Source organism: Pseudomonas sp. GW821-FHT11G12 (assembly GCF_058808055.1).
Window position 1 is genome coordinate 74223 of the sequence record NZ_JBXARH010000004.1, and the last position, 16073, is coordinate 90295.

Below are 16073 nucleotides of genomic sequence, written 5' to 3' on the forward strand. Positions count from 1 at the left end.
AAGACAGGACCGGACGGCGTGATTGCCTGTCCAGGTGGCAAAGGAGTAATCAAAAGTCGTGCCAGCCATCATATGGCCATTGCCTATCAAGGGTTTACGAAGCTCGCGTGGGGGTTTTTCGTTTTTTTTTGTAGGAAAAAGCTAAAAAGTGCGCAAGAAGTTGCGCAGTACTGCGCAACTTCTTGCGCACTTGGCTGCAGGCCTTTATCGGCAAGGCCTGCAGCGGTTTTGAGTGGGGTTTTATTACGGACAACTGCGCAACTTTTTGCGCAGTTCAACCAGTCCGGTCAGAGCTCTGGGATCAGGATTCCTGCAACGCCCGTGGCCGTTGACTGCGCTGTTCGGCTGCCGAATCCGGCGCCTGTTGCAACTGGAAGTCGAACTTCAATTCGGCACGACGCCCCGCGGCATCCTCACGAAACTCGACTTCCCCGACCAACCCTTCACGGGTCGCATAGGCGAAGTCATCCCACAGGTATTTGTCCCCCGACAGATTGATCTGCGTCGTCAGGTGTCGATGCCCAGGCGCGGAAATGAAGAAGTGAATATGAGCCGGGCGCTGGCCGTGGCGGCCAAGCAGGTTCAGGCATTCCTGAGTCGGGCCCTGAGGATCGCAGCCATAACCGGAAGGCACGATGCTGCGGGCGCGATAGCGGCCTTCGGCGTCGGTGATGATCCGGCGGCGAAGGTTGTAGTCGGACTGGCTCTGATCGAAGAACGAATAGGTGCCTTTGGTGTTGGCGTGCCACAGGTCGACCGTGGCGCCGGCCAGCGGCTGGCCCTGCGGATCGAACACCTGGCCTTCGATAAACATCACCGTGGCGACACCCTCTTCGCTGCCGTCGTCCATCCGGCATTCACCTTCGGACAGCGGCGCCCCGGCTACGTACAACGGGCCTTCGATGGTGCGCGGCGTGCCGCCGGTCAAGCCGATCTGCGCATCCTTGGCGTCCTGCAACAGGTCGAGAAAATGCTCGAGGCCGAGGCCGGCCACCAGCAGTCCGGCTTCCGAGCGGTCGCCCAGACGGTTGAGGTAATCGACGGCTTTCCAGAATTCGTCTTCGCTGATCTCAAGGTCTTCGATGATCCGGGCGGTGTCCTGCAACACTCGCAGGACGATGGTTTTCAGACGCGAGCTGCCGCCATCGTTGGCAAAACCGGCGGCTTCTTCGAAGAACGTTTGCAGTTCGGCAGTGTGGACAATCTTCACGGTCATGGTGTTCACCTCATCTTGTTGTTGTGGGGTCGAGTCCGGGCTCAGCGGTCGTCGGTGTGGATCGACGAGGGGTGGCGGCAGAGGCCGTCGATCTCGATCTGCATGTAGGGAAACAGCGGCAACAGCATCAGGGTGTCGTGCAGCGCTTCGACGCTGGGCACGTCGAACACGCTGTAATTGGCGTAGTGCCCGGCGATGCGCCAGAGGTGGCGCCACTGGCCTTCGCGTTGCAGGCGCTGGGCGAGTTCCTTCTCGTCGGCCTTGAGCTTTGTGGCAACGGCCGGGTCCAGGTCGGCGGGCAATTTCACGGTCATTTTTACGTGGAACAACATGGCGTTCTCCTTAAGGAATCAGTGCCGGCGAAAACGCGCCAGACGCTCTTCATCCAGCGTCAGGCCCAGGCCCGGGGTGCGTGGAATGTGCAGGTGAAAGTCGCGGTACTGCGGGCGCTCGGTGACGATGTCTTCGGTCAGCAGCAACGGGCCGAACAGCTCGGTGTCCCACGTCAGTTGCCTGAGTGTGAGGAACGCGTGGGCCGAGGCCAGCGTGCCGATGGAGCCTTCGAGCATGGTGCCGCCGTACAGGGCGATGCCGGCGGCTTCGGCAATTTGCGCGGTGCGTAACACGGCGCGCGGACCGCCGTTCTTGGCGATTTTCAAGGCGAAGACGCTGGCGGCGCCGTCGGCGGCGAGGCTGAACGCGTCTTCCACGCTTTCGATGGATTCGTCGGCCATGATCGGCGCCGGGCTGCGCTGGTTCAGACGAATCTGCCCGGAACGATTGACTCGCGAGATCGGCTGCTCGATCAGGTCGATACCGTTATCGCCCAACACCTGGCAGCCACGAATCGCCTGGGATTCGTCCCAGTACTGGTTGACGTCGACCCGCACACTGGCGCGATCACCCAAGGCTTTCTTGATCGCCACCACATGCTTGAGATCCTGCTCCAGCGGGTTGGCGCCGATCTTCAGTTTGAAGATCCGATGCCGTCGCAGATCAAGCATCTGCTCGGCCTCGGCGATGTCGCGGGCGGTGTCGCCACTGGCCAGTGTCCAGGCGACTTCGAGGCTGTCGCGGACCCGTCCGCCGAGCAGTTCGCTCACGGGCAGGCCAAGGCGTTTGCCTTGGGCGTCGAGCAATGCGCTCTCGATCCCGGACTTGGCGAAGGTGTTGCCCTTGGCGATTTTGTCGAGCTTCTGCATGGCGACGTTGATGTTGCTCGCGTCCATGCCAATCAGCGCCGGCGCCAGGTGCGCGTCGATGTTGGCCTTGATGCTTTCCGGACTTTCGTAGCCATAGGCCAGGCCGCCGATGGTGGTGGCTTCGCCGATGCCTTCGATGCCATCGCTGCAGCGCAGGCGCAGGATCACCAGCGTCTGGTTCTGCATCGTGTGCATCGCCAGTTTGTGCGGGCGGAGGGTCGGCAAGTCGACGACGATCGTCGACAGGCTTTCAATCAGGGTTCGGTTCATTGAGGTGTCCATTCAATAGGTGTCAGCCGAGATCGCCGCCACCGACCGGCAGGGTTACACCGGTGATGTAGGAGGCGTCGTCCGAGGCCAGAAACAGGATCGCGCCGACCTGTTCGTCGAGGGTTCCGTAGCGTTTCATCAAGCTGCTATCGAGGGTTTGCGCGACGATTTCCTGATACCAGGCTTGCTCCTGCGCGGACTGTTCGGCGGTGTTGCGCGGGATGCGTCGGGGAGGTGCTTCAGTGCCGCCGGGCGCGGTGGCGTTGACCCGGATCCCGCGCTCGGCATTCTCAAAAGCCAGGCACGCGGTCAGTGCGTTGATGCCGCCCTTGGCTGCGCCGTACGGAACACGGTTCAGGCTGCGGGTTGCAATCGACGACACGTTGACGATCGCGCCGCGCCCCTGCTTGAGCATGTACGGCAATGCGGCGTGGCAGCACCACAACGTCGGGAACAGCGAGCGGCGCACTTCGGCCTCGATTTGCTTGACGTCGTAGTGCTCAAACGGTTTGGCCCAAATGGTGCCTCCGACGTTGTTGACCAGCACATCCAGGCGCCCGAAAGCATCGATGGCGGCGCTCATCACCCGGGCGCAATCGGCGTATTGCTCAAGGTCGGCGGTCAGCGACAAAACGCCCTCGCCTTGCAGTTCGTGAACCAGTGCGGAGCGGTCGACGGCGACGACGTGTGCGCCCTCTTCCAGCAATCGCTCGCACACCCGGCGACCGATGCCCTGCGCCGCGCCGGTGACCAGCGCGACCTTGTTGGCGAATCTGTTGTTCATGACAACCTCGACATTCAGAAAAAAGACTCAGGCCGCCGCGAACTTCTCGTAGTAGAAATTCGCCGGCGTGATGCCCTGCTCGCGGATGTACTGGCTGACCGCCTCGACCATCGGCGGCGGGCCGCACAGGTACACGTCGACATCGCCTTCATTAAGATGGCGCGGCTCGATGTGCTGGGTGACATAGCCCTTGAGCGGGTGCTGGCTCTGCGGATTGGCCACACAGGCGCCGAAGCTGAAATTCGGGATGCGCGCGGCGAAGGCTTCCAGGCGGTCAAGTTCAACCAGATCGAAATCGTTGGTCACGCCGTAGATCAAGTGAACCGGATGTTCGCTGCCCTGCTCGGCGATTTTCTCCAGCATCGCCGTGAACGGGGCGAGCCCGGTGCCGCCCGCCAACAGCAGCAACGGCCGCTTGATTTCCCGCAGGTAAAAACTGCCCAGCGGCCCGGCGAGATTCAGGCTGTCGCCGGCCTTGGCCAGCCCGGTCAGGAAGCTGCTCATCAAGCCGCCGGGGACATTGCGGATCAGGAAACTGACCTCGCCGTTCTTCTGCAACGAGCTGAAGGAATAGGCACGTAACTGATCGCTGCCCGGCACTTGCAGGTTGACGTATTGTCCCGGCAGGAACGTCAGTTTGCTCAGGGACTCACCCTTGATCGACAGCGCGATGGTGCTCTCGGAGAGCTGACGAACATCGCTGATCGACGCCTGGAAACTCGCCTGTTCGGTCTTGCACACCTGCGAGCCGACCGGCACCCGCACCACGCAATCGCTTTCGGCGCGCATCTGGCAGGTCAGCACATAACCCTGGGCCAGTTCGTCTTCACTCAGGGCGTCTTCGATGAAGTTGTCGCCCATGTCGTATCGCCCGGCCTCGGCGAAACATTTGCAGGTACCGCAGGCGCCGTCGCGGCAGTCCAGCGGGATGTTGATGCCCTGGCGATACGCCGCGTCGGCAACGGTTTCGTGGCCCGAGGCCTCGATGAAACGGGTGACCCCGTCTTCGAAATTCAGTGCGATCTGGAAACTCATGGTGCACCTCGCTCACAGCGTCGAGCCCGGCTCGCCGCCGTCTCGATCAGATGTGGTAGATGTCGATGACCTGACGGACGTAATCGTTCTTCAGCACGACTTTCTTGGCCTTGATCAGCGGCTGTTCGCCGCGCAGGTCGAGGGTGTAGAAACTGCTGCCGAAGTAGCTGTCGGTGACCTGATAGCGAAAGCTCAGGGTGTGCCAGTTGAAGCGCACCTGGCATTGCCCTTCGCCCTGCTCGACGATCTCGATGTTGCTCAGGTTGTGCGAGGTGCGCGTATCGGGGATGGTCGCGCTGGAGCGCTCGGTCTTGATCCGGAATACCCGGTCTTCGAGGCCGCCACGGTTGCCGTACCAGATCAGCGAGATTTCGCTTTGCGGGTCTTCGGTCAGGGTGTTGTGGTCGTCCCAGGCCGGCATCCAGAAACTGGCGTCGGCAGCGTAGAGCTCCAGCCACTGATCCCACTGGCCATCGTCGAGATAGCGTGCTTCGCGGTAGAGAAAGTCGCGCACGGTGTCGTAGAGGTTGCTCATTGCACGGCCTCCACGGGGATCAGGTTTTTATCGCTGGCGGCGGCCTTGAGCATGGTTTCCAGCCAGTACTTGTGTTGCAGCACGAACAGGCCTTCGTCTTCGGTACGCATGCCGGACAGCAATGGCTTGAGGTCGATTTCCTCGGCCGCCGCGTCCGCGCCTTCGACCCAATGGGTCGCGCCACGGGACATGTCGTTCCAGCCGCGCCCGGCGCCGTAGCCGGTCTGGCACGAGCGGAATTCTTCGAGGTCATCCGGGGTGGCCATGCCGCTGACGTTGAAGAAGTCTTCGTATTGGCGAATGCGTTTGGCCCGAGCCTCGGCGCTCTCGCCTTTGGGGGCGATGCAATAAATGGTGATCTCGGTCTTGTCGACGGAGATCGGTCGGGCGATGCGGATCTGCGAACTGAACTGATCCATCAGGTACACGTTGGGGTACAGGCACAGGTTGCGCGAGTTCTCGATCATCCAGTCGGCGCGAGCCTGGCCAAAGTCCCGGACCAGTTCACCGCGACGCTCGTACGCCGGACGGTCCTCGGGGTTGGCCCAGCGGGTCCAGAGCAGCAGATGGCCGTGCTCGAACGAGTAGAAACCACCCCCCTTCTTCGCCCAACTGCCGGCGCTCATGGTCTTGATTTCTTCACCGGCGTCGCGCTGCTGACGCTGGTTCTGAGTGGCGGCGTAGTTCCAGTGCACGGAGCTGACGTGATAGCCGTCGGCGCCATTTTCGGCGGTGAGTTTCCAGTTGCCTTCATAGATGTAGGAGCTGGAACCGCGCAGCACTTCCAGCCCTTCGGGGGACTGATCGACGATCATGTCAATGATCCTGGCCGACTCGCCCAGATGCTCGGCAAGGGATTTCACGTCGGCGTTCAGGCTGCCGAACAGGAAGCCGCGATAGGATTCGAAACGCGCGACTTTGGTCAGGTCGTGGGAGCCTTCACAGTTAAAGCCTTCGGGGTAGCCGGCCTCGCTCGGGTCCTTGACCTTGAGCAGTTTGCCGCTGTTGTTGAACGTCCAGCCGTGGAACGGACAGGTGTAGCTGGAACGGTTGCCGGACTTGTGCCGGCACAGCATGGCGCCGCGATGGCTGCACGCATTGAGAAAGGCATTGAGTTCACCAGCCTTGTTGCGGGCGATGAAGACGGGTTGGCGGCCCATGGTGGTGGTCAGAAAGTCATTGACGTTGGGGATCTGGCTTTCATGGGCGAGGTAGATCCAGTTGCCTTCGAAGATGTGCGTCATCTCCAGTTCGAACAGCCGCGGATCGGTGAACATCTCCCGCTTGCAGCGGTAGGCACCCTTCTTGGGGTCCTCTTCAAGCATGGCATTGAGGTAGTCGATTCCCAGGGACATGGCCGGGGCCTCCATTGTTATTGTTCAGGCCAGGTCAGATTAGGGAGGCAACGCGGGAGGCAATATCCGAATCCTGCAGAGCGTTATCCGTTTTGTGCAGGACGGCGCGGCAGGTGCTTCAGGTTGTTTCGGGGCGGGAATTCAGTGGCGGCGTTTGAAGGTCACGGACGGCAGTTCGCCGAACTGCTGGCGATAGCTTTCGGAGAAACGCCCGAGGTGCAGGAAGCCGTAGTCCAGCGCCAGTTCGGTGAGGTTGCGCACCGGGCAACTCGGATCGCTGAGGCAGGCATGAATACGTTCCAGCTTGCGCTGGCGGATGTATTGCATCGGGGTCACGCCGAGCTGGCGTTCGAACAGGGCGTACAGGGAACGCGGGCTCATGTTCGCCTGTGTGGCCAGGTGTTCGGCAGGCAGATCCTGTTTCAGGTTGCGCTCTATATAGTCGAGGATTCGCTCGAAACTGACGCTCGGTGAACTCAGGCATTCACGGCTGACGTTGGTGTTCATCAGCGAGATCAGTTTGCTGCCGACGATCTGCGCGTAATGCTCCTGCACCCGCAGCAACGGATCGCTGGCTTCGGCTTCCTGGCAGATCATGCCGAGCAGGTTGGTAAAACCTTCCAGTTCGTCGAGCCGGTAATGATTGCGCAGAAACCGGATGCCACCGGCAGGATGCAACCAGCGCTGCTCGTCGCACACCGACTCCAGCACGCTGACCGGCACCTTGAGGATGAATTTCTCGCAATCGTCGGAATAGGTCAGATCGACCGGATCGTCCGGGTTGATCAACAACAATTCGCCCGGCACCAGATGATGCTCGCGCTTGGGCCCGCGCCACAGACAGTTGCCTTGCAGCAGGACTTGCAGGTGATAGACCGTTTCCAGCGCCACCGAAGTGACGCGAACGCTGCCGCCATAGCTGATACGACACAGATCGAGGTCGGCGAGTTTGCGGTGGTTGAGGCTGGCTTGGGGATGGGTAGTCCGGGACAGGCCGATGAAATGCTGGCCGACGTGCTGGTTCACATAGTCGGAGACGGCATACGGGTCAGCGTGGCGAAACACGCTGCTGCGGTCGCTCAGCAGACGGTTGTCCATGGGCAAGGCACTCGATCTTCTATTTATTGTGTGATCACGGGTGGTTCACCGGTCACAGTACGCCGGAGTGTCGGGGTGGGCAATTGGACGAAGGTTTGGCTGTCCGGTGATCGAACGCTTTCATCGAATCGGGATTGACGGCCCCAAACGAAAAAACCACCCGCGAGCAGGTGGTTTTGATCAGGACAGCAAACGCAGTTATTCAGCGGTCGGCATGCTGCTCCAGCAAGGCGTAGGCTTCGCCGGTAAACCGGTAGCTCTTGTCAGGCTGAAACACGATGACGCCCTCCTCGCACAAACGCTTGAGCACTTCCCTGACGCTGATGAACTGAATGCCGCTGACAAACGCCTGCAGATACCCATGCACCCCGCGCCCGCCAACGGCGCGGCCTTCGCGTGCTGCAACCAGCAAGGCATCGATCACTTTGATCCGGATCAGACTGGTGCGCAGCCCGTAATAATGCAGCAGCTCACGGATATGCTCATTGGTGCTGCGCTCGAAATCGAAGGCCCGCTGCCCCTTCGACAACGGGAACTGCAATTGCTTACCAGAGGACGTCGATGCCGGGCTGGTTAACATGCGAATACTCCTTTTTATGATCAGCCGCTGTGCGTAGCTCTATATAGAAGAAGGCGCACTCAGCAGTGCGCCCCCGATCAGAAGTCGACGGTCGCCGACAACTGCAACGTGCGTGGATAGCCCGGGGAGAACGCGCCGTAGGACGCCACACCTGACCAGTACTCACGATCAAACACGTTCTGCACCGTGGCCCGGAATGTCGTCGGCCGACCTTCGATCTTGGTGGCGTAACGGGCGCCGGCGTCGATGCGGGTCCAGGATGGCAGCTCTTGGGTGTTGGCCTGATTGACGTATTGGCTGTCGGTGTAGATCGCGCCGCCGGTCAGGGTGAAACCTTCGACCCACGGTGTGTCCCACTCGGCCCAAAGGCTGGCCTGGACATCCGGCACGCCCACCGGTTTGTTGCCACGGTTGGCGGCGGTGGCCGAGTCCGTCAGTTCGCCGTCCAGCAAGGTCACGCCGGCCATCAGGCGAGTGCCCGGCGCGACTTCACCGAACATGCTCAACTCGACGCCACGGTTACGTTGTTCGGCCTGCACCGAGAACACATTGCCGGCGCCGATTTCGCCGCTGGGTTTCTCGATCTGGAACAGGGCCAGGGTGGTCATGAACGTACCGTGTTCGTACTTCACACCGATTTCATGTTGCTTGGACTTGTAAGGGGCGAACGTTTCGCCGGAGTTGGCTGCGGTGCCTGGAGCGATATCACCTTTGCTCAGGCCTTCGACGTAGTTGTAGTACAGCGAAACGTCTTCCCATGGTTTGACCACTACGCCCGCCAGTGGTGTGGTCGCGCTGTCGTCATAACGAGAACTGACCGAGCCCGAGGCGTTGTAGTTACGCGATTCGATGTCCTGTCGGCGTACGCCGAGGGTCAACTGAATCCGGTCATCCAGAAAACCGAGGGTATCGGTCAGTGCGACGCCAGACAGTTCCGATTCGGAAATGCGCAGCACTTTCGGCGAGCTGATGTACTGCTTGGGCACGTCTACCGGGTGATAGATGTTCGAGCGGATTTCCGTGCCGTTGTTGATGCCACGGGACAATTCGTCCTGATAACGGGTCGCCATGACCGTGGTCGTGTGGGTGACCGGGCCGGTGGCGAACAGTGCACGCATCCCCACGTCAGCCGTCGAACGGTCGACGTTGAATTTGTAGTAACCGGGGATGTTGCTGGTGTCGCCGGCGTCGTTGAGGATTCGCGGTACCTGGTCGGACATGCGCTTGACGTCGGAGCGACCGCCGCCGGCGTGGGCGAACACGGTCAGGTTATCGTTGAGGTCATACTCGCCGCCGAGCAATGCCGACTGTTCCTTGGTGTCCGACCAGCCCCAGTCCTGCGGCAGGTTGGTGCGGCCGTTCGGCGCCGATGGAACCTTCACACCCGGTGCAATGGTGAACGGTCGCGAGGCCGCGTCGAAGCTCTCTTTCTGGCTGATGTAATCCAGGTTCAGGCGCAACCGCTCGCCCTTGTAATCGAGTGCGATGGCGCCGATGTTCAGCGCGCGTTCCTGATCGTTGATCGCGGTGTCGCCGCCCTGGGTGCTGCCGTTGAAACGGATGCCAAACTGGTTCTCGCTGCCGAAACGCCGACTGACGTCCAGATGCCCGCCCACTTGCGAGTCGGACGCGTAAGTGCCGGTGAAGCGGGTCAGGTCTTCGTCCAGTGGTCGTTTGGGCACGATGTTGATCACACCGCCAACGCCGCTGTTGGGGGAAATGCCGTACATCAGCGCACCCGGCCCTTTGAGCACTTCAACGCGTTCGGCGTATTCGGTGAACACCCGATAGTTGGGCGCGACGCCGTACACACCGTCGTAGGCCAGCTCGCCGAGGTTGCCCTCGCCTATCGCAAATCCACGGATGAAAAACGAATCGACGATGCCGCCGGTCTGCCCGGTGGAGCGTACCGAAGGGTCGCGTTCCAGCGCATCGGCCACGGTCACCGTTTGCAGATCCGCGAGGGTCTTGGCGGTGTAGCTGGTCACACTGAACGGCGTGTCCATCACGTCCTTGTTGCCCATCATCCCCAGCCTTGCGCCTCGGGCGACCTGGCCTCCGGCGAGCACTTCCGGCAAGGCAGTCGCGCCGTTGTAGCTGCCCGAAACGTTGGTGGTATCCAGCGTCAGCCCTTCCGTGGCGGCGACGTCCTGTTGCTCGGATTGCTTGGGGTCTGCTGCCCAGACAGTGGCGCTTCCTGCGGCCAGAATAGAACTCAGCATGGCGGTGCGAATAGCCAGCGTTAACGCGCGTTCACTGCAAGGTCGACGTGCAACAGACATGACGATGGGGTCCTTCTCGAATGGCTGAAAATGGTAATGACTCCTATTTGCCAGTCGACAATCGAAAAAGTATCAGCGTCGTTGATTATTTTTTTGCGAGCGGATGGCTCGGAAGAGAACGTCCGGAGGATGGGCTGCGAAACCCACCCTCCGACGCCGGTCAGTCGTACAGGCATTGCAGCGGAATGGAGATCACCGGCAGCGCGGGGTCGAACGCGTGCCGGGTGGTCTTGTACGGGAACAGTTCGCCGCGCTCGATGGTGGTGAAAATCCGCGCCACTTCGAACGCCTGCCCGGTTTGCCAGTGCCGTACACAGACTCGCGGATCGGCGTAGTCGAGCTGGATGCACGGCACCCGTTTCAACCCCAGCGCCCGCGCCGCGTTGAACCGGTGATTGCCGTCCATCACGATGCCCCGGGAGCGCTCGACGATGATCGGTTCCAGCCAGTGCCCGGCCTGGATGATCGCCTCGCGCAGCCGCTGCACGTTGAGCGGATCGACCTGCTCGGATTGCCGCACGTCGCACAGTGGCCGCAGGGCAATCTGGTAACCATGTCCCATGATTCGTCCCCCGTTTCAGCAGGCATCCGCGTTGGCAACCAGCGCGTACTGGCTGGCCATGTCCCGCAGGCGTTGCGCCTGCTCGATCAGCGGCAGATCGACCATTTCACCGTCGACTTGCACCGCGTGGCTGCCCCCGGCCACGGCGTTCAGGACCCGATCCGCCCACGCCAGTTGGCGGGCGTTGGGCAGGTAGGCTTTCTGCACCGTGGCGATTTGCGAAGGATGGATACACAACTTGGCGCCGAACCCCAGCGACCGGGCGTAACGCGAGTCGCGCTCGACCACTGCCATGTCGCTGATGGCCGGGGTCACGCCATCGATCGGTGCCGGCAGACCGGCTACGCGCGACGCCAGCACGATGCGATTTCGAGCGAACAGAAACGCCTCGGGAATCTGGCTGCAATCGATGTCCAGGGAAAAATCCAGCGAGCCGAATGCCAGCCGCGCCAAGCCGGGAATCGCCGCAATTGCCTCGACCTGATGCAAGCCTTTGGCGGTCTCGATGATGGCGACGATTTGCAGGTCGGGGTTCCACGCCAGCAGGCGCTCGACCACACGGGACAGGCTCTCTGGACATTCGGCCTTGGGCAGGAAAATCCCGGCGCAGCGCTCGGGATAGCGCATGTCACCCAGCCAGGTCATGTCCTGGCGAAACAGCGAACTGCCGACGCTGTTCAGCCGGATGTAACGCTGGCAGGCGGTTTCGGGCGTGCTCTGCTGCCAGGCCCAGATCGATGCCCGGGCCACGGCTTTGCTGTTCGGATGAACGGCATCTTCGAGGTCGAGAATGATCGCATCCGGCCCGGCTTCGACCGCTTTGGAAAAGCGTTCCGGCCGGTTACCGGGAACGAACAGGTAGCTGATGGGAAGCGTGGCGTTGGTGCTGTGACGAACAGTCATCGGGACTCTCCTGAGCGTGCTTCAGTCGTGGGTTTTCAAAAAAATTCGAACACCTGTTACAGGGGGAAAACCAGGTTGCATCCGGGTGTCTTGAATCAACCGCCAACACCTTGAATAACAAGGCGTTGACGGTTTTTAAAATCAACACGCGAGCGCTTACTTGAGCATGCGAATAAGCGGCTTCGCACTCCTCTGTTGTGTGTGTTCATTCAAAAATATTTGAAAACCTTACTTGATAATCATTCCTGTTCGCAATATTGTTCGAGCCGCTGACAGGGTCAAGACTCAAATCAAGACCTGAAATTTTGCTCACGAAAAGTTCGGCGCAATGATGTCATTTACATGTCAGGTAATGGCACTTCAAAAGAGACAAGGCCATCAGTTATTGGCCTTCTCCTTGCCTGCCTGAGCCTTAAGGAGTGGGGTTCTCATGAAACAGTTTTGTGAAAATTTTATGAAAGAAAATACCCCGAGTTTATTTGCTGAGCGGATCTGTCACCCGCCGCCACCTCTTTAAACACTCGTATCTGACGAGCAGCAAGAACACACGACTCGACAAGCATTAGTTGTCGACCTGCACATGGCGATTATCGACGCCAGAGGTTTTCTATGCCTGAATTAATTGCGCCGACAGTTAAAGAAACAATCGAAACCCAATACCAAAAAGTGCTGAAACCGTTACTTGATCCTGTTATCGATAACTTTCTTAAACATTCTCCGAAAGCACTTGCCGAACTTGTTAAACAACACGGATCCCCACTGAACCTGGTGTGGCCGCATGCGTTTGAAGCCAATGCTCAAGCGCTGCAATCGGTGTTGAAACGACACGACGTCGACTACGCGATTTTCTACGGTGCCAAAGCCAACAAGTCACAATGCCTGCTGGCTGCGGCATCGGCGTCGGGCATCGGCACCGATGTATCGAGTCTCTTCGAGCTGCAAGCGGCACTGCGCGCCGGAACCCCGGCGGAACATCTGTGTGCGACCGGGCCGGCCAAAACGGCAGCGTTTCATAGCGCACTGGTGCAAGGCGGATCGCTAATTTGTGTGGACTCACTGGAAGAGTTCGGCCATCTCAAAGCGTTGCTCGACACTTCGCAACCACCGGCCAAAGCCCGGATCCTGCTGCGTTACAGGCCGACAAGTTGCCCGGCGAGCCGATTCGGAATGGGTGCGGATGATTTGTTTCAGTGCCTGCAATACCTGATCGAACAACGTGAGTCGTTCCACTTCGAAGGCTTCCATTTCCACCTCGGCGGTTACGGTTACGAAACCCGGGTACAGGCTTTCCGTGAAGTTTCCGGGTTCTTCGATGCAGCCAGGGAAATGGGCCTCGACCCGGTCATGATCGACATCGGTGGAGGCCTGCCGATGCGATATGTAGACCCACAGGACTACAACAGCTTTTTGCAGAACGACAACAATCCTGGTCATTATCAGAATGGTCGAGTGCCCAACGCTTATTACCCTTATGGCAGCAGTCTGACGGCTTGCCAGTGGCTGGAGTTATTCCTGGAGTCCGATCACTCCCCGGGAAAAACCATCACGAGTTACTTGAAGAGTCAGAATATAAAACTGGCACTGGAGCCTGGCCGAAGTCTGGTTGACCAGGCCGCCATCACCATCTTTCGCGTCACCCGCACAAAACAACTGACCGACAACAAAGTTGTGATTTTCGCCGAAGGCAGCAGTTTCAGCGCATGCGAAACCTGGTTCTCGTCTGAATACCTTGTCGATCCAATCCTGATCACTTCGAAAGAGTCGAAACTTGCTCCAATGCAAGCCTACATTGCCGGGCATAGTTGCCTTGATGACGACGTGATCACTCATCGCCTGATCAACTTCGATACACCACCACAAACCGGCGACTTATTGATCTACGCCAACACTGCCGGTTATCAGATGGACTTGCTGGAAAACGAATTTCATCGCCACCCGTTGCCACAACGACTGAGGGCGACGTGTTGTACGGAAGGTAACTACGCATTCACACCTGACTATTAAGGGAAGACGTCCAGATGATACTGAATAAAGTTTCGGATCTTATTGGCAATACACCAATGTTGGGCATCGATGTTCCGGATACCAACGCCCGGCTTTTATTGAAGATAGAGAAGAACAACCCCGGTGGCAGTATTAAAGACCGCATGGCGCGAAACATGGTGCTGGCGGCACTCAAGTCCGGAAAGTTGAAACCCGGTGGCGTGGTTGTGGAATCGTCTTCCGGCAATACCGGTATCGGCCTGGCCATGGCAGCCGTTGAGTTCGACCTGCATTTCATTGCCGTGGTCGATCACCATGCGGCGCAAGACAAGATCGCGGTGATGAAGGCACTGGGGGCGGAAATCCGTTTTGTTGCTGGCACTTACCGGGAAGACGAAGTGGCCGTGGTCGAGCGTCAACGGCTGGCCGCCGAACTCGCCTCGCAGATCCCCGGCGCGGTGTTCATGAACCAGTCCGACAACGCTGCCAACGCCGGCGGCTACAGCGATTTCGTCCGTGAAACCATTGCCCAGGCCGGTGGCCACATCGGCGCGTACGTTGGTTGCGTCGGCACCGGCGGCTCGATGACCGGCATCGCACGGGGCTTGAAACTGCACAACCCGGACATCGTCACCGTCGCCGTCGAGCCGGCCGGTTCCATCGTCTTCGGTCATCCCGGCTATCCGTATTACCAGTCGGGAACCGGCACCCCGGCCGGCGACACCGTGGGCCTGGTGCTCGACTACAGCTGCATCGACCTGGGCTTGCAAGTCACCGATTCCCAGGCCTTCGAAACCGCCCGCTACATCGCGCGCAATCTGGCCCTGCTGGTCGGCGGCTCGACTGGTGGCGCGATCTTCAAGGCGCTGGAGCTGATTCACAAAGGCACGCTGACCGGCAATGTCGTGGTGCCGATTGCCGACGGCGGCGAGAAATACCTGCACACCGTATTCGACGACAACTGGCTGGAAGAACGAGACCTGCTGGACCCCGGCGTCGCACCGCAACTGGATCGCTGGCTGGGCAAGACCCGCTGGCTGGAATCCGACGCCACTCCCCTGCAATTGAGCGTCGCCTGACGCGTCTCCCACACAGGAAAGTCTCTGTATGAAACCGCTGAAAGTCGCCATCTGCGGCGCAGGCCGGACCGGGCATCTGAATGCCATCCTGTTTAAACAGCTGCCCAATGTTCAGGTCTCGATGCTCACCAACAATAAGGAGGTGGTCGACCAGCACCTCGCCAACCTGCCGATGCTGGCGCTGATGCCGGACGGCTCGACACTGAGCGCGCGGCCGGATCAGGTCAGCACCGATGCCAGTGTCGTGGTGGCCGACGCCGACATCGTGATCATCACGGTTCCGGCCCATGCCCGACCACAAACCCTGCAAGCCATCGCGCCGCATTTGAGTTCGGGCAAACCGGTGTACGTCGGCGCCATTCCGGGTTTCTGCGGCTTCGACTGGCTGGCGGAAGCCACGTTGGGCGAACGTTCGAACGTGGTGATCTGGGGCATGAAGGATGTGCCGCACACCGCGTTCGATCTGAAGCCGGGCGTGTCGGTGAAGATGGGCGGCGGCAAGAGCCAGTTGTATGTCGCGCTGCACGACCGGGAATCAGCGCAATCACGGCAGCACCTGGAAGAAATCCTCACGACGCTCTATGGCCCCTGCGTGACGATGCTCGACCACTACCTGGAAATCACACTGACACCGGGCAATCCGATCATGCACAGCTCGGTGATTTACGGGTTGATCGGTCCCTACGGCCAGTGGCATCGCAAGATCTTCCCGCAGCGCATGTGCTGGTGGACCGAGTGCCCCGAGCTGGGCGCCTATTTCCTCGAACGCATGGATCAGGAAAGTCAGGAACTGTGCAGCGTGATCAGCCAGCGCATGGGCATCGACCTGTCTTCGGTCAAATCCCTCAAGCAGGAAATCGTCGAGGCCTACGGCGAACAGATCCGCGATCAGAGCAGCATGCTGTCGATCCTGCGCACCAACCAGGCCTACAACGACATCCTCGCCCCGATGATTCCAGCCGATGACAACCGCGCCGGCTACGTGATCGAACGCGAAAGCCGTGCCTTCAATGAAGACGTCGCCTACGGCCTGGTGCTGCTGGTGGAAATGGCCCGGCGCTTCGAACTGAAAGTCCCCTACATCGAAGAAGTCCTGCAATGGAGCGTTTCCTACATGCAGGGCCTGCGCGACTCGGCGCTCGACTACTTCCCCAGCCAATGGCCGCGCACGGCGTGAGCGGGTTCAACT

General features: G+C 59.9%; 15 protein-coding genes. 3 read left to right on the forward strand and 12 right to left on the reverse strand.

Annotated elements, in window-relative coordinates; translation table 11 throughout:
- Window positions 1–301 precede the first annotated feature (301 nt).
- From catA to AC1RR7_RS14635, 12 genes are all read right to left on the reverse strand, one after another.
- Window positions 302–1216, reverse strand: a complete 915-nt coding sequence (gene catA, locus AC1RR7_RS14580) for a catechol 1,2-dioxygenase (protein ID WP_493157832.1) — start codon at window positions 1214–1216, stop codon at window positions 302–304.
- A 41-nt stretch (window positions 1217–1257) separates the two neighbouring features.
- Window positions 1258–1548, reverse strand: coding sequence for a muconolactone Delta-isomerase (gene catC / locus AC1RR7_RS14585; RefSeq protein ID WP_102622470.1), 291 nt, complete (start codon window positions 1546–1548; stop codon window positions 1258–1260).
- Window positions 1549–1566: 18 nt separating this feature from the next.
- Complete coding sequence (locus AC1RR7_RS14590) at window positions 1567–2688, reverse strand: muconate cycloisomerase family protein (protein WP_493066249.1); 1122 nt, start codon at window positions 2686–2688, stop codon at window positions 1567–1569.
- Window positions 2689–2710: 22 nt separating this feature from the next.
- Window positions 2711–3472 (reverse strand): 1,6-dihydroxycyclohexa-2,4-diene-1-carboxylate dehydrogenase, encoded by a 762-nt coding sequence (locus AC1RR7_RS14595; protein ID WP_493157833.1) that lies wholly within the window; start codon window positions 3470–3472, stop codon window positions 2711–2713.
- A gap of 27 nt (window positions 3473–3499) precedes the next feature.
- Window positions 3500–4507, reverse strand: coding sequence for a benzoate 1,2-dioxygenase electron transfer component BenC (benC, locus tag AC1RR7_RS14600; protein ID WP_493157834.1), 1008 nt, complete (start codon window positions 4505–4507; stop codon window positions 3500–3502).
- Window positions 4508–4553: 46 nt separating this feature from the next.
- The gene (gene benB / locus AC1RR7_RS14605) at window positions 4554–5042 is read right to left on the reverse strand and encodes a benzoate 1,2-dioxygenase small subunit (RefSeq protein ID WP_493157835.1); all 489 of its coding nucleotides are present in this window, start codon (window positions 5040–5042) and stop codon (window positions 4554–4556) included.
- Entirely contained in the window at window positions 5039–6397 is a 1359-nt protein-coding gene (gene benA, locus AC1RR7_RS14610) for a benzoate 1,2-dioxygenase large subunit (RefSeq protein ID WP_273536966.1), read from the reverse strand. The genes benB and benA overlap by 4 nt, the downstream gene beginning before the upstream one ends.
- Window positions 6398–6538: 141 nt before the next feature.
- Window positions 6539–7495: an AraC family transcriptional regulator gene (locus tag AC1RR7_RS14615; RefSeq protein ID WP_493073762.1), complete on the reverse strand. Its 957-nt coding sequence runs from the start codon at window positions 7493–7495 to the stop codon at window positions 6539–6541.
- Between the two features lie 202 nt (window positions 7496–7697).
- Complete coding sequence (locus AC1RR7_RS14620) at window positions 7698–8075, reverse strand: fe2+ zn2+ uptake regulation protein (RefSeq protein ID WP_273536969.1); 378 nt, start codon at window positions 8073–8075, stop codon at window positions 7698–7700.
- A 77-nt stretch (window positions 8076–8152) separates the two neighbouring features.
- A complete protein-coding gene (locus tag AC1RR7_RS14625; protein WP_493157836.1) occupies window positions 8153–10357 on the reverse strand; it encodes a TonB-dependent receptor in 2205 nt (734 codons plus the stop codon).
- Between the two features lie 160 nt (window positions 10358–10517).
- Complete coding sequence (locus AC1RR7_RS14630) at window positions 10518–10919, reverse strand: ParB N-terminal domain-containing protein (protein ID WP_085708451.1); 402 nt, start codon at window positions 10917–10919, stop codon at window positions 10518–10520.
- A gap of 15 nt (window positions 10920–10934) precedes the next feature.
- Window positions 10935–11822 carry an HpcH/HpaI aldolase/citrate lyase family protein gene (locus AC1RR7_RS14635; protein WP_096820698.1) on the reverse strand — a complete coding sequence of 296 codons (888 nt, stop codon included), beginning with the start codon at window positions 11820–11822 and terminating at the stop codon, window positions 10935–10937.
- A 609-nt stretch (window positions 11823–12431) separates the two neighbouring features.
- Between AC1RR7_RS14635 and AC1RR7_RS14640 the strand changes: the two genes are divergently transcribed.
- Genes AC1RR7_RS14640 through AC1RR7_RS14650 form a run of 3 tightly spaced genes read left to right on the forward strand, consistent with a single transcriptional unit; the run spans window position 12432 to window position 16061 of the window.
- On the forward strand, window positions 12432–13826 hold the full coding sequence (locus tag AC1RR7_RS14640; RefSeq protein ID WP_102622462.1) for a Y4yA family PLP-dependent enzyme: 1395 nt from the start codon (window positions 12432–12434) through the stop codon (window positions 13824–13826).
- Window positions 13827–13840: 14 nt separating this feature from the next.
- Complete coding sequence (locus tag AC1RR7_RS14645; RefSeq protein ID WP_096820696.1) at window positions 13841–14884, forward strand: PLP-dependent cysteine synthase family protein; 1044 nt, start codon at window positions 13841–13843, stop codon at window positions 14882–14884.
- 28 nt (window positions 14885–14912) lie between these two features.
- Window positions 14913–16061 carry an NAD/NADP octopine/nopaline dehydrogenase family protein gene (locus AC1RR7_RS14650; RefSeq protein ID WP_493157837.1) on the forward strand — a complete coding sequence of 383 codons (1149 nt, stop codon included), beginning with the start codon at window positions 14913–14915 and terminating at the stop codon, window positions 16059–16061.
- Window positions 16062–16073: the final 12 nt, after the last annotated feature.